The sequence below is a fragment of the Conexibacter arvalis genome, from assembly GCF_014199525.1.
Taxonomy (GTDB): domain Bacteria; phylum Actinomycetota; class Thermoleophilia; order Solirubrobacterales; family Solirubrobacteraceae; genus Conexibacter; species Conexibacter arvalis.
On sequence record NZ_JACHNU010000004.1, the window covers coordinates 90,201 to 110,710 of the forward strand.

17 protein-coding genes are annotated in these 20,510 nt (G+C 73.2%); 15 read left to right on the forward strand and 2 right to left on the reverse strand.

Features of this window, described 5'->3' with window-relative positions:
* The first annotated feature begins 90 nt into the window (after window positions 1-90).
* The 12 genes from BDZ31_RS15000 (at window position 91) to BDZ31_RS15055 (ending at window position 15,197) form a co-directional block, all read left to right on the forward strand.
* Window positions 91-2,850, forward strand: a complete 2,760-nt coding sequence (locus BDZ31_RS15000) for a DNA translocase FtsK (protein WP_183343151.1) — start codon at window positions 91-93, stop codon at window positions 2,848-2,850.
* A gap of 35 nt (window positions 2,851-2,885) precedes the next feature.
* Complete coding sequence (locus tag BDZ31_RS15005; protein WP_183343152.1) at window positions 2,886-3,698, forward strand: helix-turn-helix domain-containing protein; 813 nt, start codon at window positions 2,886-2,888, stop codon at window positions 3,696-3,698.
* Window positions 3,698-5,065 carry a competence/damage-inducible protein A gene (locus BDZ31_RS15010; protein ID WP_183343153.1) on the forward strand — a complete coding sequence of 456 codons (1,368 nt, stop codon included), beginning with the start codon at window positions 3,698-3,700 and terminating at the stop codon, window positions 5,063-5,065. Before BDZ31_RS15005 ends, BDZ31_RS15010 begins: the two co-directional genes overlap by 1 nt.
* A 5-nt stretch (window positions 5,066-5,070) precedes the next feature.
* Window positions 5,071-5,655 carry an RNA 2',3'-cyclic phosphodiesterase gene (gene thpR / locus BDZ31_RS15015; RefSeq protein ID WP_183343154.1) on the forward strand — a complete coding sequence of 195 codons (585 nt, stop codon included), beginning with the start codon at window positions 5,071-5,073 and terminating at the stop codon, window positions 5,653-5,655.
* A 113-nt stretch (window positions 5,656-5,768) separates the two neighbouring features.
* A complete protein-coding gene (gene recA, locus BDZ31_RS15020; RefSeq protein ID WP_183343155.1) occupies window positions 5,769-6,839 on the forward strand; it encodes a recombinase RecA in 1,071 nt (356 codons plus the stop codon).
* A 21-nt stretch (window positions 6,840-6,860) separates the two neighbouring features.
* Window positions 6,861-7,409, forward strand: a complete 549-nt coding sequence (locus tag BDZ31_RS25045) for a RecX family transcriptional regulator (RefSeq protein ID WP_183343156.1) — start codon at window positions 6,861-6,863, stop codon at window positions 7,407-7,409.
* A 344-nt stretch (window positions 7,410-7,753) separates the two neighbouring features.
* Entirely contained in the window at window positions 7,754-9,196 is a 1,443-nt protein-coding gene (gene rny / locus BDZ31_RS15030) for a ribonuclease Y (RefSeq protein WP_183343157.1), read from the forward strand.
* 99 nt (window positions 9,197-9,295) lie between these two features.
* The gene (gene miaB / locus BDZ31_RS15035) at window positions 9,296-10,624 is read left to right on the forward strand and encodes a tRNA (N6-isopentenyl adenosine(37)-C2)-methylthiotransferase MiaB (protein WP_183343158.1); all 1,329 of its coding nucleotides are present in this window, start codon (window positions 9,296-9,298) and stop codon (window positions 10,622-10,624) included.
* A gap of 34 nt (window positions 10,625-10,658) precedes the next feature.
* Window positions 10,659-11,321 (forward strand): HAD family hydrolase, encoded by a 663-nt coding sequence (locus BDZ31_RS15040; RefSeq protein ID WP_183343159.1) that lies wholly within the window; start codon window positions 10,659-10,661, stop codon window positions 11,319-11,321.
* Between the two features lie 25 nt (window positions 11,322-11,346).
* Window positions 11,347-11,760, forward strand: a complete 414-nt coding sequence (locus BDZ31_RS15045) for a hypothetical protein (RefSeq protein WP_183343160.1) — start codon at window positions 11,347-11,349, stop codon at window positions 11,758-11,760.
* 55 nt (window positions 11,761-11,815) lie between these two features.
* On the forward strand, window positions 11,816-14,059 hold the full coding sequence (locus tag BDZ31_RS15050) for an intein-containing Rv2578c family radical SAM protein (protein ID WP_183343161.1): 2,244 nt from the start codon (window positions 11,816-11,818) through the stop codon (window positions 14,057-14,059).
* 184 nt (window positions 14,060-14,243) lie between these two features.
* Window positions 14,244-15,197 carry a mechanosensitive ion channel family protein gene (locus tag BDZ31_RS15055; protein ID WP_183343162.1) on the forward strand — a complete coding sequence of 318 codons (954 nt, stop codon included), beginning with the start codon at window positions 14,244-14,246 and terminating at the stop codon, window positions 15,195-15,197.
* A gap of 165 nt (window positions 15,198-15,362) precedes the next feature.
* On the opposite strand, the gene BDZ31_RS15060 is transcribed toward BDZ31_RS15055, so the two are convergent.
* Window positions 15,363-17,174 carry a DEAD/DEAH box helicase gene (locus BDZ31_RS15060; RefSeq protein ID WP_183343163.1) on the reverse strand — a complete coding sequence of 604 codons (1,812 nt, stop codon included), beginning with the start codon at window positions 17,172-17,174 and terminating at the stop codon, window positions 15,363-15,365.
* Between the two features lie 133 nt (window positions 17,175-17,307).
* Window positions 17,308-17,589, reverse strand: coding sequence for a helix-turn-helix domain-containing protein (locus BDZ31_RS15065; protein ID WP_183343164.1), 282 nt, complete (start codon window positions 17,587-17,589; stop codon window positions 17,308-17,310).
* 154 nt (window positions 17,590-17,743) lie between these two features.
* On the opposite strand from BDZ31_RS15065, the gene BDZ31_RS15070 reads away from it, so the two are divergent.
* The 3 genes from BDZ31_RS15070 to BDZ31_RS15080 all read left to right on the forward strand — a co-directional run bounded on the left by BDZ31_RS15070 (window position 17,744) and on the right by BDZ31_RS15080 (window position 20,478).
* A complete protein-coding gene (locus BDZ31_RS15070; RefSeq protein ID WP_183343165.1) occupies window positions 17,744-18,082 on the forward strand; it encodes a hypothetical protein in 339 nt (112 codons plus the stop codon).
* Window positions 18,083-18,274: 192 nt separating this feature from the next.
* Window positions 18,275-19,267: an MbnP family copper-binding protein gene (locus tag BDZ31_RS15075; RefSeq protein ID WP_183343166.1), complete on the forward strand. Its 993-nt coding sequence runs from the start codon at window positions 18,275-18,277 to the stop codon at window positions 19,265-19,267.
* Window positions 19,264-20,478 carry a methanobactin export MATE transporter MbnM gene (locus BDZ31_RS15080; RefSeq protein ID WP_183343167.1) on the forward strand — a complete coding sequence of 405 codons (1,215 nt, stop codon included), beginning with the start codon at window positions 19,264-19,266 and terminating at the stop codon, window positions 20,476-20,478. Before BDZ31_RS15075 ends, BDZ31_RS15080 begins: the two co-directional genes overlap by 4 nt.
* Window positions 20,479-20,510: the final 32 nt, after the last annotated feature.

Here is a 20,510-nt window from a genome sequence, read left to right on the forward strand (position 1 = left end):
GGCCCGCTCCGTGCGGGTTTTTAGCGATTCGTTACCGGTGCGCCAGCTGCGGGAGGTCTGCGCGCGCGCGTGTCGAACGGAGACCGGAAGATGGCCAGAACCAGCCGCCGTAGACCTGCGAGATCGAGATCTCGCGCGAGATCGCGCGCGCGCCGCTCCTCGGCGCCGGGCCTCGGTCTCCCTCAGCTCGCACCGCATCAGATCGACCTCGTCGGGCTCGCGATCGGCGCGCTCGGCGTCTTCCTCGCCTTCGTGATGTACGCCGGCTCGGCCGGCGGGCAGCTGGGGGAGGGGCTCCAGGACGGACTCATGCTGCTGTTCGGACGGGTCGCCTACGCCGCGCCGGTCGTGCTCGTGCTCGGCGGCGTGCTCGTGATCGCGCGCTCGCTGATCCCCAGCATCAGGCCGCTGCGCGCCGGCGCCTGGTGCCTCTTCGGGGCGATCGAGCTGTCGCTGGCGGCCGGCACGCTCGGCCTCGGCGGCGGCGGACGCCCCGGAAGCGACCTGTGGGAGTCCGAGGTGCTGAAGGAGCGCGGCGGCGCGATCGGCGAATCGCTCTACTGGGTCGCCTCGACGCTCTTCTCCGACGTCGGCGCGCACATCATCGCCATCTTCCTCTTCCTCGCCGCGCTCGTGCTGCTGAGCGGCGTGACGATCGCGAGCGTGCTGCGCTCGGCCGGCCAGGGCGTCGCCGAGACCGGCCGCCGCGCCGCCACGCTGGCGCCGTCGCGCTACGTCGAGGAGCCCGCGCCCGCGCCGGCCGGCGCGCCGCGCAGACGCCGCACGATCGTGGCGGCGCCCGACGACGAGGCGGCCGGCGGCGAGGCCGCCGACGACGGCACGCTCGCCGGCGTCCCCGAGCCGCTCACGCCGCCCGAGCTCGAGCCGTCGAGACTGGTCGTCCGCGCGACCCACGTCGAGGCGCCGTCGCTCGACGGAGCCGAGCGCTACCCGGACCTCTACGGCGACGACGAGGCCGCGGCGGTCGCGCCGCCGGCGCCGCTCGCCTGGGACGACGACGAAGGCGACGACTCCCCGCTCGAGCCGCCGGCGCTCGCCGACGAGGCCGAGACCGACGACTTCCCTACGCTGACGCCGGCGCCGGTCGTCGACGCGAGCGACGACGACGGGCCGGCCGACGACGACGACGCCGACATACCGGAGCTGGAGCTGGAGGAGCCCGACGAGCCCGGCGTCACGACCGGGGCTGGCGGGGACGATCGCCCGGCGGTCGACCCCGCCGACCTCACCCCGCAGGGCCGCTACCGCGCCTCGGTCACCGACTCGCCCGACTTCGTCTGGCGCGTCCCGACCAGCCGCTTCCTGAAGCGCTCGACGCCGGAGCAGACCCGTCCCGACACCGCCGGCCAGGAGAGAACGGCCGCGCAGCTGGTCGAGGCGCTCGAGCACTTCAAGATCGACTCGAGAGTCGTCGGGATGGTCGCCGGCCCGCACATCACCCGCTACGAGCTGCGCCTCGCGCCGGGCACGAGAGTCGGCAGGGTCGCCAACCTCAAGGACGATCTCGCCTACGCGCTCGCAGCGACCGACGTGCGCATCCTCGCGCCGATCCCCGGCAAGCAGGCGGTCGGCGTCGAGGTGCCGAACGCCCGCCGCAGGGTCGTCCACCTCGGCGACGTCTTCCAGGAGCCGCCGTCGGACTGGAGCCCCCTGACCGTCTGGCTCGGCAAGGACGTCGCCGGGCGCGCGATCGGCGTCGACCTCGCGAAGATGCCCCATCTGCTCGTCGCCGGCACCACCGGCGCCGGCAAGTCGGGCTGCGTCAACGCGATGCTGTCGAGCATCCTGCTGCACGCCGATCCGCACGAGGTCAAGCTCGTGCTGGTCGACCCCAAGCAGGTCGAGCTCAACCACTACGAGTCGATCCCGCACCTGCTGACGCCGGTCATCACCAGCCCGCGCAAGGCCGCCAACGCGCTCCAGAACCTCGTCAAGGAGATGGAGGAGCGCTACGGGATCATGTCGCTGGCCCGCACCCGCTCGCTGCCGGAGCTCAACAGACGGCGCGAGGAGCGCGGCGAGTCCCGCCTGCCGTACATCCTCTGCGTGATCGACGAGCTCGCCGACCTGATGATGGTCGCGCCGGCCGACGTCGAGGACTCGATCATCCGCCTCGCGCAGAAGGCGCGCGCCGTCGGCATCCACCTGGTGCTCGCGACGCAGTCGCCGCGCGTCGACGTCATCACCGGCATGATCAAGGCGAACGTCCCGTCGCGGATCGCCTTCGCCGTCTCCTCCCAGACCGACTCGCGCGTGATCCTCGACCAGAACGGCGCCGAGTCGCTGCTGGGCCAGGGCGACATGCTGTTCTCGCCGGTCGGCTCCTCCAAGCTCCAGCGGATCCAGGGCGCCTACATCGACGAGGACCAGATCGCCGAGCTGACCGAGCAGTGGCGCACGCAGGGCGAGCCCGAGTTCCAGGAGGAGCTGTTGGAGGAGGTGATCGACGAGGACGCCGAGGAGGAGGCCGCCGCCGACGACGGCTTCGACCCCGACGAGGACCCGCTGCTGGAGGACGCGATCGGCCTCGTCGCGCAGATGGGGACGGCGTCGACGTCGATGCTCCAGCGGCGCCTGCGACTCGGCTACACGCGCGCCGGCCGCCTGATCGACATGCTGGAGCGGCGCGGGATCATCTCCGGCTACGAGGGCTCCAAGCCGCGCCAGGTGCTGATCACCGAGGCCGACGTGCCGCGGATCCTCGTCGCGCTCGCCGAGAGAGCCGGCCCGCCGCCCGGCGAGCGGCCCGGCGACCAGATGCCGCTGCCGACGCCGAGCGCCGGCGGCGACTCCGGTCGCACCGGCGATGAGGACGATGACGGGCACTAGCGGACGGGCCCCGGCTCGATAGCCTTCGCCGCTCCATGCCCGAGATCGGCTCCACTCTGCGCGAGGCGCGCATGCGCGCCCGCATCGACATCACCGAGGTCGAGCAGGCGACGAAGATCCGCGCCAAGTACCTGCGCGCGATCGAGAACGAGGAATGGCAGCTGCTGCCCGGCTCCACCTTCGTCAAGAGCTTCATCCGCGAGTACGCCGACTACCTCGGGATCGACTCCCGCTCGCTGGTCGAGGAGTACAAGCTCCGCTACGAGCGCCCGAGCGAGAGCGAGCTGCGCGCGGTCAGCCCGGGGCTGAGCCGCGACCGCCGCGGCGGGTCGCGCGGCGGGGGGCGCGGATTGGGCGGCGGAGGCGGCAGCGCTCCGCGCTGGCTGATCACGCTCGGCCTGCTGGCGATCATCGCCGCCGCGCTGTACCTCGTCGGCTCGCTCGGCGGCGACGACGACGGCGACGGCGGCAGCGCGACGACGCCGGCCCAGACGCAGCCCGCGCAGCCGAGAAGACAGGGGAGACAGAGAAGAGCGCAGCGCAGACGGCAGAGAAGAGCGCCGGCGCCGACGCAGGCGGGCCTGCGCCTGACCGCGACGGACACCGTCTACGTCTGCCTGTTCGACCAGGACGGCAACAGACTGATCCCGGGCACGATCTACACCGCCGGCGAGCCGATCCCGCTGCAGCGTGCGAGATCGATGCGGCTGACGCTCGGCAACGGCAACGTGCAGATGAGAGTCAACGGCAGAGCGGTCGCCGTCGAGCCGTCCTCGGACCCGATCGGGTTCGCGATCACCCCGCAGGGCGCGACGCCGCTCGGAGAGAACGAGCGGCCGGTCTGCTGATGGCCGCCCGGGCCGGGATCGTCGTCACCGGGACCGAGGTCCTCAGCGGGATCATCAGCGATCGCAACGGCCCGTGGCTGTCGGAGCGGCTGCGCGAGATCGGCGTCGACGCCGCCCACATCGTCGTCGTCGGCGACCGTCCCGAGGACCTGCTGGCGGCGCTGCGCTTCCTCGCCGGCGAGGGCGTCGACCTGATCGTCACCAGCGGCGGCCTGGGACCGACCGCCGACGATCTCACGGCCGAGATCGTGGCGCGCTTCCAGGGCCGCGAGCTGGAGCTCGACGGGCCGCTGTTCGACCGCATCGCCGCGATCCTCAGGCCGCTGATGACGCGCTGGCCCGACCTCGACCCCAAGGCGGTCCTGCGCTCCAACCGCAAGCAGGCGCTCGTGCCGCGCGGCGCGACGGTGCTGGAGCCGGTCGGGACGGCGCCGGGCCTCGTCGTGCCGCCGTCGCCGGAGGGGGCCACCGGCGCGGAGGGGCCGACCGTGCTCGTGCTCCCCGGCCCGCCGCGCGAGCTGCAGCCGATGTGGCGCGCCGCGCAGGAGACCGACGCCTTCCGCGCCGCGATCGCCGGCGCGACCCGCTTCGAGTGGCGGATCATGCGGCTGTTCGGCATCCCCGAGTCGGAGATCGCCGAGTCGCTGCTCGCCGCCGAGCGCGACGGCCTCGACCTCGCGCCGCTGGAGATCACGACCTGCCTGCGCAGAGGCGAGATCGAGATCGCCACCCGCTACGAGGCGGCCGCCGAGCCGTTCTACTCCCGCTTCGCCGCCTTCGTGCGCGAGCGCCACGGCGACCTGCTCTTCTCCGAGGACGGCTCGACGATCGACGCCCAGGTCGCGACGCTGCTCGACGGCCCGCAGACGCGCACGATCGCGACGGCCGAGTCGTGCACCGGCGGCCTCCTCGCCGCGCGGCTGACCGACCGCGCCGGCTCCTCCGCCTACGTGCGCGGCGGGCTGGTCGTCTACTCGAACGCCGCCAAGGTCGCGCTCGCCGGGGTCTCCGAGGAGACGCTGGAGCGGGTCGGCGCCGTCTCGCGCGAGGTCGCCGAGCAGCTCGCCGACGGCGCGATCGCGCGCCTGGGCAGCGACGTCGGCGTCGGGATCACCGGGGTCGCCGGACCCGGCGGCGGGACGCCCGAGAAGCCGGTCGGCCTCGTCTGGGTCTCGGTCGCGCTCGCCGACGGCCGGCGGATGACGCGCAGGCTGAACCTGCCCGGCGACCGCGCCGACGTGCGCGACCGCACGACGACCGTCGCGATGCACATGATCCGCCGCGTGCTGCTCGGGCAGCTCGACGACCCGGCCGAGGGCGGGGGCGGGACGCCGGACGAGCCCGCCGCGGGCGGCGCCGTCGGCTGAGCGCGATGGAGGGCCAGCGGGCACGTCTCTTCGTCGCGCTCGACCTGCCCGCCGAGGTGCGCGCCGAGCTGATCGCGTGGCGCGCCCCGTTGCTCGTCGCCTCCGACGCGGCGCTGCGGCCGGTCGCCGACGAGGCGCTCCACGTCACGCTCTGCTTCCTCGGCCAGCAGCCGCTGGCCGCCGTGGAGCCGCTGGCGGCGGCGATCGCGGAAGTGACGGCCGGCGGGTCCGTCGCCGTCGGCGGCCTCGCGCTCGGCGCGCCCCTGTGGCTGCCGCGCCGGCGGCCGCACGCGCTGACGGTCGCGCTCAGGGACCGTGACGGGGCGCTCGGCGCGCTGCAGGGCGCGCTCGCGGCGGCGCTCGCGGCCGGCGGCTGGTTCGCGCCGGAGGAGCGGCCCTACCTGCCGCACGTGACGGTCGCGCGCGTGCGCCGCGGCGGCGACCCCCGAGCGCTCGCGCGCCGCGAGCTGCCGGCGCCGCCGACGCATGCCTTCGCGGGGGAGGCGGTGACGCTCTACCGCTCCCATCTCGGAGGCGGCGGCGCGCGCTACGAGGCGCTCGCGCGCGAGCGCCTGCGCAGAGCCGCGTAGCGCCTGCGCACGACGGTCGCCTAGCGTGGGGGCGACACGATCATGTGTTCGTATTCCGTCCGACCGGATGCGTACCTTCCAGTTCTCACGACGTGACCAAGGAGCTTCGAGGAATGAGCGAGCAGGACAAGGCCGCGAAGGCCCGCGACGCCGCCCTGCAAGGGGCGCTGACACAGATCGAGCGCCAGTTCGGCAAGGGCACCGTCATGCGCATGGGCGATCCGGGGGCTCGCGTGAGAGTCAACGCGATCCCGACCGGCGCGCTCTCGCTCGACCTCGCGCTCGGCATCGGCGGCGTCCCGCGCGGACGGATCGTCGAGGTCTTCGGCCCGGAGTCCTCCGGCAAGACCACCCTCGTCTACCACATCATCTCCGAGGCCCAGAAGCTCGGCGGCGTCTGCGCCTTCATCGACGCCGAGCACGCGATGGACCCGCTCTACGCGCAGAGAATCGGCGTCAACATCGACGAGCTGCTCGTCTCCCAGCCCGACTACGGCGAGCAGGCGCTCGAGATCGCCGACATGCTCGTCCGCTCCGGCGCCGTCGACATGGTCGCGGTCGACTCGGTCGCCGCGCTGACGCCGCGCGCCGAGCTCGAGGGCCAGATGGGCGACACGACCGTCGGCGTCCAGGCGCGGATGATGTCGCAGGCGATGCGGAAGCTGACCGCGAACCTCAACCGCACGCAGACGATGTGCCTGTTCACGAACCAGATCCGTGAGAAGGTCGGCGTCATGTTCGGCTCGCCGGAGACCCAGCCGGGCGGCCGCGCGCTCAAGTTCTACTCGTCGCAGCGGCTCGACATCCGCCGCATCGAGACGCTCAAGGACGGCACCGAGGCGGTCGGCAACCGCGTCCGCGTCAAGGTCGTCAAGAACAAGGTCGCCCCGCCGTTCAAGCAGGCCGAGTTCGACATCGAGTTCGGCCAGGGCATCTCGACCGAGGGCTGCCTGATCGACTACGGCATCGAGCACAACATCGTCACGAAGTCGGGCTCGTTCTTCTCCTACGGCGACGAGCGCCTTGGGCAGGGGCGCAACAACGCCAAGAACTTCCTCAAGGAGCACCCCGAGATGGCGAAGGAGATCGAGGACAAGATCTACGCCGCGCTCGGCTTCGACCGCGACCTCGTCGCGCCGATCGGAGGCGAGGGGGAGAAGGCTCCGGAGCCGGCGGCGGCGTAGCTTCGGGCACCGGACGACGACGTGGCGCCGCGCGCTCGCGTGCTGGCCGACGAGGACCTCGGAGCGGCCGAGGAGGCGCCGAGACGCGCGCTCGACCCGGCGCAGCGGCTCCAGCACGCGCTCGACCTGTCGTTCAGATACCTTGGTCCGCGGGCGCGGACCGAGGTCGAGCTGCGGCGGTACCTGGAGGGCAAGCGCGTCAAGCCCGAGACGATCGAGCAGGCGCTCGCGAGCCTGCGCGAGCAGGGATACGTCGACGACGCCCGCTTCGCCCGCGAGTTCGCCGAGGACAAGCGCCTGCTCGACGAGTGGGGCTCCGACCGGATCGCGCGCAAGCTGCTGTCGCTCGGCGTCCCCGACGAGCTCGTGCGCGCCGCGGTCGGCGCGCGCGACCGCGACGACGAGGCCGAGGCGGCGATGGCGCTGCTGCGCCGCCGCTTCCCGCAGCTCGGCGACGACCCGCGCGAGCAGCGCCGCGCGATCGGCGTGCTCGTGCGCAAGGGCTACGACTCCGAGCTGGCGTGGGATCTCGTCCGCGCCCACGCGCGCGGCGGCGGGCTCGACGACTGACGGCGCGCCGGCGCGCAATCCGTTGCGCGATTGCGTCAACTGTTGCGCGGTATTACGATCCCGACCAGCGAACGACTGGCCCGCAAGGGCGTGAAACACCAGCAAATCACCTAGATCCTGGAACCAGAACCTTCAACCGTGACTGTCCGATCCCGCATGTCAGCAGGCCGTCCGCGCTTGCAGCAGGCGACACGAACACCGGCCTAGCCGGCACATGAAGGGCGGCGTCTCCGCGTCGCACCTGGCATTCCGTTCCGTGCCCCGCACGGCCCGTCGGCCGCTACCCAAAGCGACAGTGACCAGCAGCCTGATCTCGCGATCGGGCTGCGAGGAGAGGAACGGCAATGGAAATCGTGATCGCGGCGGCGGTGCTGGCAGTGGGCCTCATGGTCGCCGCCGCGCTCTACGCGAGACGGGGGAGCGGCCAGGCGGCCGCGGCGAACGAGCGCGCCGCGGCCGACGTGGACGCCGCGCTGCGCGAGCGGCGCGCCGAGATCGTGAGGATCGAGGAGCGGATCCTTGGGAAGGAGGAGGCGCTCGACGCCCAGCGCGCCGACCTCGCCCGCCGCGAGCGCTCGCTCGACGACCGCACCGAGGCGCTCGAGCGCGAGGTCGCCGCCGTCGCCGAGCGCCGCCGCGAGTACGAGCAGTCGCTCGAGCGCCTCGCCGGCGTCACCGCCTCGCAGGCGAAGCAGATGCTGCTCAAGGACCTGGAGGACGAGGTCCGCCACGAGTCGGCGAAGCTGATCCGCCAGGTCGAGGAGGAGACCAAGCGGGAGGCCGACCGCCGCGTCCGCAACATCCTCTCGGTCGTGATGCAGCGGATCGCCGCCGGCCACGCGACCGAGACGACCGTCTCGGTCGTCCAGCTCGCCTCCGACGACATGAAGGGCCGGATCATCGGCCGCGAGGGGCGCAACATCCGCGCGCTGGAGAACCTCACCGGCGTCGACTTCATCATCGACGACACGCCCAACGCCGTCGTCCTCTCCGGCTTCGACGGCGTCCGCCGCGAGACCGCCCGCCTCACGCTCGAGAAGCTGCTGCAGGACGGCCGCATCCACCCGGCGCGGATCGAGGAGATGTACTACCAGGCGAAGTCGGAGCTGGAGGAGCACGTCCAGGAGCTGGGGGAGGAGGCCGTCTTCGAGGCGAAGGTCCAGGGGCTCGACCCGGAGCTGATCAAGCTGCTCGGCCGGCTCAAGTTCCGCACCAGCTACGGCCAGAACGTCCTCGCGCACTCGGTCGAATGCGCCAACCTCGCCGCGATGATGGCCCACGAGCTCGGCGCCTCGCCGAAGACGGCGCGCCGCGCGGCGCTGCTGCACGACATCGGCAAGGCCGTCTCGCACGAGATCGAGGGGCCGCACGCGCTCGTCGGCGGCGACCTCGCGCGCAAGTACGGCGAGCCGGAGGCGGTCGTCCACGCGATGGAGGCCCACCACAACGAGGTCGAGCCGCAGACGGTCGAGGCGGTCATCGTGCAGGCCGCCGACGCGCTCTCCGGCGCCCGGCCCGGCGCCCGCGGCGAGTCGCTGGAGCAGTACGTCAGACGGCTGCGCGAGCTGGAGCAGATCGCCACCCGCCACGACGGCGTCGACAAGGTCTACGCGATGCAGGCCGGCCGCGAGATCCGCGTGATGGTCTCGCCGACCGCCCTCGACGACGACGGCGCGACGCTGCTCTCGCACGCGATCGCCCGCGAGATCGAGAGAGAGCTGGAATACCCGGGCCAGATCAAGGTCACGGTCATCCGCGAGTCGCGCGCCGTCGAGTACGCCAGATGACCGGCCAGAGGCCGTCCATCTGGTCGGGAGATCGGCCAGAGGCCGATCTCCCAGGGTGAGCGGCTGCCGCGGTCGGCGGCGAGGTACCCTCTCCTGGCGATGAAGCGGTATCACGTCACGACGTTCGGCTGCCAGATGAACGAGCACGACTCCGAGCGGATGAAGGGCATGCTCGAGTCGATCGGCTACGCGGAGGCGCCCGACGCCGACGGCGCCGACCTGATCCTCTTCAACACCTGCTCGATCCGCGAGGCGGCCGACAGCAAGTTCCTTGCCCACCTCGGCCACGCCAAGCGGCGCAAGCGCGAGCGCCCGGACGTCGTGATCGGCGTCGGCGGCTGCTGGGCGCAGTCGGTCAAGGACGAGGTCTTCCGCAAGTTCCCGTTCGTCGACGTCGCCTTCGGTCCCGGACAGGTCCACAAGCTGGCCGAGTTCCTCACGAGCGACTCGCTCAGCGCGCAGGGCTTCTTCGAGTTCGAGGGCTTCACCGGCGACCTGCCCGAGAAGCGCGCCCGCGAGTTCCAGGGCTGGGTGCAGATCTCGGTCGGCTGCAACATGGCCTGCTCGTACTGCATCGTCCCCTCGACGCGCGGCCGCGACGTCGGCCGACCGCTGGAGACGCTCGTCGCCGACGTCGAGCGGATGGCCGCCGAGGGCGTCAGCGAGGTGACGCTGCTGGGCCAGAACGTCAACGCCTACGGCCGCGACCTCGCCAGACGCGGCTTCCCGCGCGCGAACTTCGCCGACCTGCTGCACGCGATCGACGCGATCGAGGGGATCAGGCGGATCCGCTACACCTCGCCGCACCCGCAGGACATGAAGGAGGACGTGATCCGCGCGCACGCCGAGCTGCCCGCGCTGTGCGAGCACGTCCACCTGCCGCTGCAGTCGGGCTCCTCCGCGGTGCTGAAGCGGATGCGCCGCACCTACTCGCGCGAACGCTACCTCGACCGCGTCGCGCTGCTGCGCGAGCACGTCCCCGACGTCGCGCTGACGACCGACATCATCGTCGGCTTCCCCGGCGAGACCGACGACGACTTCGAGCAGACGCTGTCGCTGTGCGAGGAGGTCGCCTACGACGGCGCCTTCACCTTCGTCTACTCGCCGCGCCGTCACACCGAGGCGGCCGAGTTCGAGGATCAGGTCCCGCACGAGGTCAAGGTCGAGCGGATGGAGCGGCTCGTCGAGGTGATCCAGCGCAACGCCCGCGAGCGCGCCCAGCGGTTCGTCGGCCGCACGCTCGAGGTGCTGGTCGAGGGCCCGTCGCGGACCGACCCGACCCGCCTGCGCGGGAGATCGCGCCACAACAAGGTCGTCAACTTCACCGGGCTGGCGCAGCCGGGCGAGTACGTCCAGGTCGAGATCGAGAGCGCGACCAGCCAGACGCTGATGGGCGAGGAGTCGCTGCTCTCGCGCGTCGGCGCCTGACCCGCGCCGCGCGCGGTGTCGTAGGCTCTGGCGCATGCGCGCTCCCGGCCTCGTGATCTTCGACTGCGACGGCGTGCTCGTCGACAGCGAGCCGATCTCGATGCGCGTCCTCACCGACGCGATCGGCGCGGTCGGCGTGCCGATGCCGCTCGAGGAGGTCCACGCGACCTTCGTCGGCACCGACTTCGCGACGATCGAGCGCGAGGTGTCCCGCCGCCGCGGCGCGCCAGTGCCGGACGGCTGGATGGACGAGTTCTACGCTGTTCGGGCCGAGGTCTTCGAACGCGAGCTGAGGCCGATAGCCGGCGCCCGCGCGGCGGTCGAGGGGGTGCGAGCCGACGGGTGGGAGACCTGCGTCGCGTCGCAGGGGAGGCCGGCGAAGATGGAGCAGACGCTCGGCCTGACGGGCCTGTCGGATCTCTTCGCGGCCCAGCGGATCTTCTCGGCGACGATGGTCGAGCGGCCGAAGCCGGCGCCCGACCTCTTCCTCTACGCCGCGCGCAGCTGCGGCTGGGAGCCCGGCGAGTGCGTCGTCGTCGAGGACTCGCTGCTCGGCATCCGCGGCGCCCGCGCCGCCGGCATGCGCGTGCTCGGCTACCTGCCCGCCGGCGCGCCCGAGGACGCCGCGCTGCCGTTGCTGGCGGCCGGCGCCGAGGTCGTGCGGTCGCTCGACGAGGTGCCGGGGCGTGTCGCGTAGAGGGCGCGGGCACCGGTACGCGAGCGTGACGCATCCGCCCGCGCCCGGCTGGATCGAGCCGAGCGAGGATGAGCGCTACCGCCCTTTCGAGGACGACGATCTCGAGGAGTGGTGGCGAGGCACCGGCTACGACGAGCTGCGCGAGCTGCTGCTGTGGCGCTGGGACCCGATCGGCGTCGCGGAGTGGTTCCCTGACGCCGCGAACGAGTACCACGACTTCGGCCGCCCGATCGTCCGGCTGCTCGCCAGTCGCGCCCGTGCCGACCGGCTCGCCGAGCATCTGCACGAGGTCGCGCGCGACCACATCGGGACCGGCGACCCCAGCGTCGTGCATCCGAGCGCCGAGACGCGCCGGGCGGCCGAGGAGATCGTCGCCTGGTTCCCTCGCTCGCGCCACCGCTGGCGCGAGTTCGGCACGCCGGCGCGGCCGCCGGCCTGACGCCCTCGGCGCGGCTGGCGCGCCTCCGTCCGCCGCGCATGCGAACATGTGTTCGATGCGTTGGGACAACCTCACCCTGACGGCCGAGGAGGCGGCCCGGCTCCCGGGCTACAGAGACGACGCGGTCGTGCGGCGGTTCGATGCCCCCGAGGCGCTCGACATCCGCTTCTACGAGGTCCATGCCAGATCGGCGCTCAATCGCGTACCGCCGCAGTCACGCATGCCATTCAGATGGACCATCAACCCATATCGGGGTTGCACGCATGCGTGCGTCTACTGCCTCGACGGCGAAACGCCGATCCTGATGGGCGACGGCTCGACGCGCCGGCTCGCCGAGCTGCGCGTCGGCGATCAGATCTACGGGACCCGACTGGAGGGGCGGCACCGGCGGTACGTCAGAACCGAGGTGCTCGCTCACTGGTCGACGATCAAGCCCGCCTATCGCGTGACGCTCGCCGACGGGACGACGCTGGTCGCCAGCGGCGACCACCGCTTCCTCACGAATCGGGGATGGAAGCACGTCACGCCGACAGGCCGCGGCGAGGGCCAGCGGCCGCATCTGACCCGCAATGACCGGCTGCTCGGCATCGGACAGTTCGCGACCGGCCCCGTCGAGGACGATGACTACCGCCGCGGGTACGTCTGCGGAATCGTGCGCGGCGACGGCTCCCTCGGCGTCTGCGAGTACGAGCGGCCCGGGCGGTCGCACGGCCGCGTCCACCGTTTCCGGCTCGCGCTGAAGGACCCCGAGGCGCTGGCCCGGGCGCAGCGATTCATCTCCGCCGCCGGGATAGCGACCGACGAGTTCCTGTTCGCCGCGGCGGCCGGCGCGCGGGCCGAGATCCGGGCCGTGCGGACGCAGCGGCGGGCCGGCGTGGAAGAGATCGCGGCACTGATCGCCTGGCCGCTCGACGCCTCGGAATCATGGGCGAAGGGGTTCCTGGCGGGGATCTTCGACGCGGAGGGATCGTGCAGCGGCGGCGCGCTGCGGATCTCGAACGGCGACCCCGCGATCATCGCCTGGACGGAGGCCTGCCTGCGCCGGCTCGGCTTCCCGTTCGTGACCGAGCCGGCGCAGGCCAACGGCGTGCGGGCGATACGCGTGACCGGAGGGCTCGTGCAGCGGCTCCGTTTCTTCCACACATGCGAGCCGGCGATCGTGCGCAAGCGCGAGCTCGACGGCGTTGCGCTGAAGAGCGCCGGGGGCCGCTGCGTCGTCTCCGTCGAGCCGCTGGGACTGGCGATGCGGCTCTACGACATCACGACGGGAACCGAGGACTTCATCGCCAACGGTGTCGTCAGCCACAACTGCTTCGCCCGTCCCACGCACAGATACCTCGACTTCGGGCCGGGGCGGGACTTCGAGCGGGAGATCGTGGTGAAGGTCAACGCGCCGGAGGTGGTGCGGATCGAGCTGGCGCGGCCGTCGTGGAGAGGGGAGCACGTCGCGCTGGGGACGAACACCGATCCCTACCAGTGGGTCGAGGGGCGCTACAAGCTGATGCCCGGGATCTGGGAGGCGATGCGGGACGCGCGCAATCCCTGCTCGGTGCTGACGAAGTCGCCGCTGCTGCTGCGGGACCTGCCGCTCATGCGCGAGCTCGCGGCGGTCACCGACTTCACCGCGAGCCTCTCGATCCCGACGCTCGACGAGAAGGCGTGGCGGGCGACCGAGCCGCACACGCCGCATCCGCGGGCGCGGCTGGAGGCAGTCGCCGAGCTGAACCGCAACGGCATCCCGACCGGCGTCCTGATCGCGCCGCTGATGCCCGGGATCAATGACGCGCCCGAGCAGGTGGAGTCGCTGCTCGCCGCCGCCGAGGAGGCCGGCGCCGTCTCGATCGGCGGGATCGCGCTGCATCTGCGCGGCGACGTGCGCGGCGTCTTCATGGACTGGCTGCGCGGGGCGCGGCCCGACCTCGTCCCGCGCTACGAGCGGCTCTATGCACGTGGCGCGTACGCGCCGAGAGCGGAGCGGGCGCGGCTGAGCGCGCTCGTGCGCGGCCGCGGCCGGCGGCCGTCGCGGTGGCGGCTGCGCCCGCCCGACCCGCGGCCGGTCGACGCGGCGCCCGCGAGATCGACCGGCTCCCGCCAAGAAGCGCTGCCGCGGCTGGCGCCCGGCGCGGAGGGTGCGCGGCAGGAGCCGTTGCCGCGGCTGGCGGGCGGAGCGGCGGGTGCTCGGCAGGAGCCGCTGCCGCGACAGTCGGCCGCTTCGGCGGGTGCGCGGCGTGGCGCGCCGGCGGCAGCGCGGCCGGTTCGGCGGCTGGCGAGAAACGGGGTGCAGCAGGCGCTGTTCTGAGCGGAGCGGGATCTGCGCTGTGGGCCGGCCGCGTGGGGCGCCCCGAGCGAAGCGGAGCTGCGAGGAGGGGTGCAGCCTGCATCGGCGCGCGGCGCATGTTCAGGCGCGTAGGGGGTAGGTCGGTGTGACCGACCGCACGCCGGCATCCCGCAACCGTCCGCCACCGTGCTGGTTGGTTCTTGCGATGGCGTCGAGAAAGATCAAGCGCGTCAAGGGCAGCCGCGAACGGGCGCTCGAGAAGATGCTCCAGACCCGCACCCACGCGTGGGAGGAGGTCGGCCTCGCGCGGCAGCTCGGGCAGAAGGCGGCACGGAGAGCGCGACGCGAAGCGCTCGTGATGCTGCCGCTGCTCGCCGGCGTGATGGTCTTCTACAGCTATCGCGTCGACCTCTTCGGCGCGGCGTGGGACACGCCGATCAGGGCCTTCACCGTCGTCGCGCTGGTCGTGCTCGGCTGGGCGTTCGCGCGCAACGTCGCGACCGCGATCGCGCCCGACCTCTTCCGGCGGCTCGATCCCGGCACCGCCGGCACCGTCGGCTTCCTGCTGCGGCTGCTGACGATCGTCGTCTTCACGATCGTCGCGCTGCGGATCGCCGGCATCCGGCCCCAGACGCTGCTCGTCGCCGGCTCCTTCACCGCCGTCGTCGTCGGCCTCGCAGCCCAGCAGACGCTCGGCAACCTGATCGCCGGCACCGTGCTGCTGAGCGCGCGGCCGTTCCGAGTCGGCGAACGGGTCCGCCTCCAGGCCGGCGGCATCGCCGGGCAGGTCGAGGGCGTCGTCAGCTCGCTCGGCCTGCTCTACACGACGCTCGCGCGCGGCGAGGACCGCATCATGGTCCCCAACAGCGTCGTCCTCAGCGCCGCCGTCGTCCCGCTGAGGGAGCCGGCGTCGGTCGACCTGCGCGCTCGGCTCAGCAAGGAGATGAAGCCGACCGCCGTCCAGAACGTCCTGCAGGACGCGATCACCGTCCCGCTCCGCGCCCAGCCCGACATCGGCCTCGAGGAGCTCGTCGGCGACGAGATCGTGATGCGGATCCAGGCGACGCCCGAGTACGCCGGCGACGGCGCGAGGCTCGCCGACCAGATCCTGACCGCGATGGCGTCGATCGCCGACGAGCCCGCGCTGGCGGGCGGGTAGGGCGCGCCGGCCGCCAGTCGCGAAGCCGGCCGCGCTCCGGGCGCCAGTTGCGACGTCGGCCAGCCGCGCGCCAGTCGCGAAGCCGGCCGCGCGCCGGGCGCCAGTCGCGACGCTGGCCGCGCGCCGGCCGCAAGTCGCGACGCCGGCCAGCCGCGCGCCCGCGCGCTAGTCGGGACGCTGGCCGCGCTCGTAGCGCTCGCGCCGCACGTTCGCGCGCTTGCCCTTGATCGTGCTGCCGCGCAGCGCGGTCACCACGCCGTCGGCCGCCTCGATCGGCACCTCGACGAGCGAGAAGCGGTCCTGGATCTCGATCGCGCCGATCTCGCGGCCGGCGAGGCCGCTCTCCCCGGTGATCGCGCCGACGAGGTCCTGCGGCCGGATCCCGGCGCGCCGGCCGAGCGCGACGTACAGCCGCGTCGTCGGCCCGCTCGGCCCGCGGCCGCGGGGCCCGCGACCGCCGCCCGGATGGTCGCCGCCGCGTCCCTGCGCTCCGCCCGCGCCGCGTCCGCGCTCCCACGGCGCGCCGCGGTCGCCGCGCGCTCCGCGCACCCCGCCCTCGCCGCGCTCGCGCTGCGGGCGCGGGGTCACGTCAGGGATCTCCTGCTCGTCCTGCTCGCCGCCGAGCGCGTCGTGGGCGAGCTTGACCGCGGCGAGCGCGACCTCGACGACGTCGTGCTCGTCGGCGAGCGTCTCGACGACGACGCGGAAGCGGTCGAGCCGCTCGCCGTCGCCCTCCTCGGCCAGCGCCTCCTCCAGCGCGGCGCGCGTCAGCTCCAGCCGGCGGGCATGCAGGTCGGCGACCGTCGGCAGCTTCTCGATCTCGATCTTCTGTCTGGCGATCCGCTCGACGACCTTCAGGTAGCGGTGCTCGCGCGGCTCGGCGAGCGTGATCGCGGTGCCCTCGCGCCCCGCCCGGCCGACGCGGCCGATGCGGTGGACGTACGCCTCCGGCGAGTTCGGCACGTCGTAGTTGACGACATGGGTCAGCTGCTCGACGTCGAGGCCGCGCGCGGCGACGTCGGTCGCGACGAGCAGGTCGGCGGTGCCGCCGCGCACCCGGCCCATCACGCGATCGCGCTGCTCCTGCGTCATCCCGCCGTGGAGCGCCTCGGCCCGGTAGCCGCGCCCGTTGAGCGTCTCGGTCAGCTGGTCGACCTCGTCGCGGGTGCGGCAGAAGACGATCGCCGCCGTCGGCGCCTCGACGTCGAGCACCCGTCCCAGCGCCGCCGGCTTGTGCGCCCGCGCGACCACGTAGGCGCGCTGACGGATGCGGCCCGACTCGGCGGCGGTCGTCTCACGCGCGATCTCGATCCGCACCGGCTCGTTCAGGTGCGCTCTGGCGATGTGGTCGATCCGCGGCGGCATCGTCGCCGAGAAGAGGACCGTCTGGCAGCCGGCCGGCGCCTGCTCGAGGATCGCCTCGATGTCCTCGGCGAAGCCCATGTCGAGCATCTCGTCGGCCTCGTCGAGGACCGTCATCTCCAGCGCCTCCAGCCGCAGCGTGCCGCGGCCGATGTGGTCGAGCACGCGGCCGGGCGTGCCGACGATCACGTCGACGCCGCGCTTCAGGGCGCCGAGCTGGCGGCCGATCGGCTGGCCGCCGTAGATCGGCAGCACACGCGCGCCGAGCGCGCGACCGTAGCGGTGGAGCGCCTCCGACACCTGCACGGCCAGCTCGCGCGTCGGCACGAGCACGAGCGCGAGCGGCGCGGCGGCCGTCCGGCCGGGCTCCAGCAGCTCGAGGATCGGCAGCGCGAACGCGGCCGTCTTGCCGGTGCCGGTCGCGGCCTGGCCGAGCAGGTCCTGACCGACCAGCAGCGGCGGGATCGCCTCCCGCTGGATCGGCGTCGGCTCCTCGTAGCCGAGCCCGGCGAGCGCGTCGAGCAGCTCGCTGCGAAGCCCGAGATCGGCGAAGGTGGAAGCGGCGGCCGAGTCGGAGTCGTCTGCGGGCACGGCGTCGGAGGGGTTGAGGCTCATACGTCGATTGTCCCCGCCGCCGCTCCGACGTGCGGCGCGGGTCGCGCACGCGGCGCGCGGGGGAGGGGAGGCGTCGGCTCGCGTCGGCCCGAGCCGAGCGGCCCGGCCATGCCCACGGCGCGACGCGCGTCGCTCAACGCGGGGCCGGCTCGGGGCAGAGCGCGGCGGCGACGATCTCGTCGAGCGGCACGCCGAGGCCATCGGCGAGCCTGCGCTGCGTCAACAGCGTCGGGTTGACCTCGCCGCGCTCGATGTTGCCGAGGTAGACGGCGCTGAGGCCGGAGCGGGTCGCGACCATGTCGCGGGTCAGGCCGCGCTGCTCGCGCAATCTGCGGACCGCGAGCCCGAACTGCTCGAGCAGCGGGTCGCGATGGGGGCTGTCGAGTCGCCGACGATCAAGCGTCCGGGTGCCCATGAGCCCACCGTATACCCACCGGCCGAGCGCGTCAGCGCGCCGACCGCAGTTATGGAGAATCGCACGTCAGAATCACAACCAATTTATGGTGTGTCATCTCACATCTGACGTTGTGCTGTTCTGCCGGTCGGCGCATGGTATGAATCGCCGTCGCATGAGCCGAGGCCGCGTGACACGACCGTTGAGATCGCGGCCGCTGCCGTTGGCGCTGCTGCTGCTCCTCGTCGCCGTCGCCGCCGTCACCTCCGCGGCCACGCTGGCGATGCTCGCGCCGGCGGCGATCCTGCTCGTGCTGCTGCTCGCCGGTCGCGCGCCCGGCGAGGACCTGCTGCTGCGCTGGCGCGGCGTCCTGCCGCGGCGTCGGCGCCATGCCACGGCGGTCGTCGCCCGCGGCCACCGCGCCGTGTTCGTGCGCGCCCGCACCCGCATGAGCGCCTCGGCGCTCGCGATGCGCCCGCCCCCGGCGGTCGCCGCGCTCAGCCAGCTTCCCTGACGACCTCCCGGCCGCGCGGATGCGCACGGCCGGCCGACGGCGCGTGAGCGCCGTCTCGATCGCGTGTCCGGTCGCGTTTCGCGCGGCCGCTGCCGCGCGGTCGGCGATGCCGGGGAACCGCTGAGCGGCTGACGACCGACCCAGGGGCGGCGCACGCGCGCCGCCGAACGACGAGCAGTTCAGGAGCAGACCATGGGAACGACGGTTCGCACCGCTACGGCGGCGCTGTGCGCGGCGCTCGGCGTCGCGGTGATCGCCGCGCCGGCCGACGCGGCAGGCAGACAGAAGCAGCAGCCCAGACGCCAGGCGGTCGCGATCGACTTCGCGGCCGTCGCCGGCAGCTCGCCGGTGAGCTGCGGCAAGCCGATCGCCGGGTTGGGGACGACCGCGGCGACGGCGCGGCTGACCGACCTGCGCTTCTTCGTCTCCGACGTCCGGCTGCTGCGCAGAGACGGCCGCGCCGTCGCGCTGAAACTCCGCGCCGACTCGCCCTATCGCGTCACGCGCGGGAAGGCAGCGGTGACGCTGATCGACCTCGAGAACGGGCGCGGCGGCTGCGCCGGCGGCACGCGTGGCACCAACGCGTCGGTGCGCGGGACGGTCCGGCGCGGCGACTACGTCGGCGTGCGCTGGACAGTCGGCGTGCCGTTCGCGCTCAACCACACCGACGCGACGACCGCCCCGGCGCCGCTGAACAGCGCCGCGATGGCGTGGTCGTGGCAGGTCGGCCGCAAGTTCACCAAGATCGAGGTCAGCGATCCCGGCGACGGTGCCGCGCCGTGGGCGGCGAGAACGTTCTTCGTCCACCTCGGCAGCACCGGCTGCGCCGGCAATCCCGCCACCGGCGCGACGGTCCGCTGCGCCGCCGCGAACCGCGCCGGCGTCACGCTGCGCCGGTTCGACCCGAAGCGACAGCGGATCGCGGTCGACCTGAAGGCGCTGCTCGCCGGCGTCGACGTCACGCGCAACGGCGGCGGCGCGCCCGGCTGCATGGCGAACCCGAGCGACCCCGAGTGCGGCCCCGTCTTCAGAGCGTTCGGCCTCCGCCTCCCCGCCGCCGCCGGCGACGGAGCCGGCGGGCACGGCGACCACGCGGGCGGCGGCGACCCGGGCGCCGACGGCGACGGCGGCCACGCGATGGCCGCGGCCGGGGGCCAGACGGTCTTCCGGGCGATCAAGCGATGAGCCGAGCGCGGGACCGCGGCAGGGACCGCCGTGCGGCGGTCCCGCGCCGTCTTGCGGTGCGCGCGCTCGCGCTCGCAGCCGTCCTCGCCGGCAGCGCGCTGCTGCACGGGCTGGCGTCGGCAGGCGCCGACAAACCGGTGCGCCGAGCAGCGTGGAGCTGGCAACTGCCGGACGGCTTCCCGCAGCCGCGTGTCCCGAAGGCCAACCAAATGAGCAGAGAGAAGGTCGCGGTCGGCCGGCGGCTGTTCTACGACGCCCGCCTGTCGGGCAATGGGACGCAGTCGTGCGCGAGCTGCCACCGGCCGGAGCTGGCGTTCACCGACGGGAGGGCGCAGGCCGTCGGGTCGACCGGCGAGGTCCATCCGCGCAACGCGCAATCGCTCGTCAACGTCGCCTACAACGCGACGCTGACGTGGGCGAACCCGGCGCTCGTGACGCTGGAGCGACAGATGGAGGTGCCGCTGTTCGGCACCGACCCGGTCGAGATGGGGGTCACCGACGCGAACAGAGACCGCGTCCTGCGGCGCATCAGACGCGACCGCTGGTACGCGAGACGCCTCCCGCGCGCCTTCCCGGGCGCGCGCAGGGCGATCTCGTGGGCGACGGTGATCCGCTCGATCGCCGCCTTCCAGCGCAGCATCGTCTCCGCCGGATCCCGCTACGACCGCCACCTCGCCGGCAGAGCGCGGCTCAACGCCTCCGAGCGGCGCGGCATGAACCTGTTCATGGGCGAGCAGGCCGAGTGCCACCACTGCCACGGCACGTTCATCTTCAGCGACCAGGCGACCTTCGTCGGCGCCTCCGGCGAGCCGCCGCTGTTCCACAACACCGGGCTCTACAACCTCGGCGGAACGGGCGCCTTCCCCGAGCCCAACCGCGGCGTGTTCGAGCTGACCGGGAGAATGGAGGACATGGGCGCTTTCCGCGCGCCGTCGCTGCGCAACGTGGCGAAGACCGCGCCGTACATGCACGACGGCTCGATCGCGACGCTCGAGGAGGCGGTCGACCACTACGCCGCGGGGGGTCGCGTGATCGCCGACGGGCCGCACGCCGGCGACGGCCGCGCGAACCCGTACAAGGACCCGCTGATCGCAGCGATCAGGTTGAGCCGCCGCGACCGCGACGACCTCGTCGCCTTCCTGCGGACGCTGAACGGCCCCGACCTGTCGCGCGACCCGCGCTTCTCGGATCCGTTCAGGAGGGGGCGGTAGCGGCAGGGCGGCAGGACCGCGCACGACGGGGC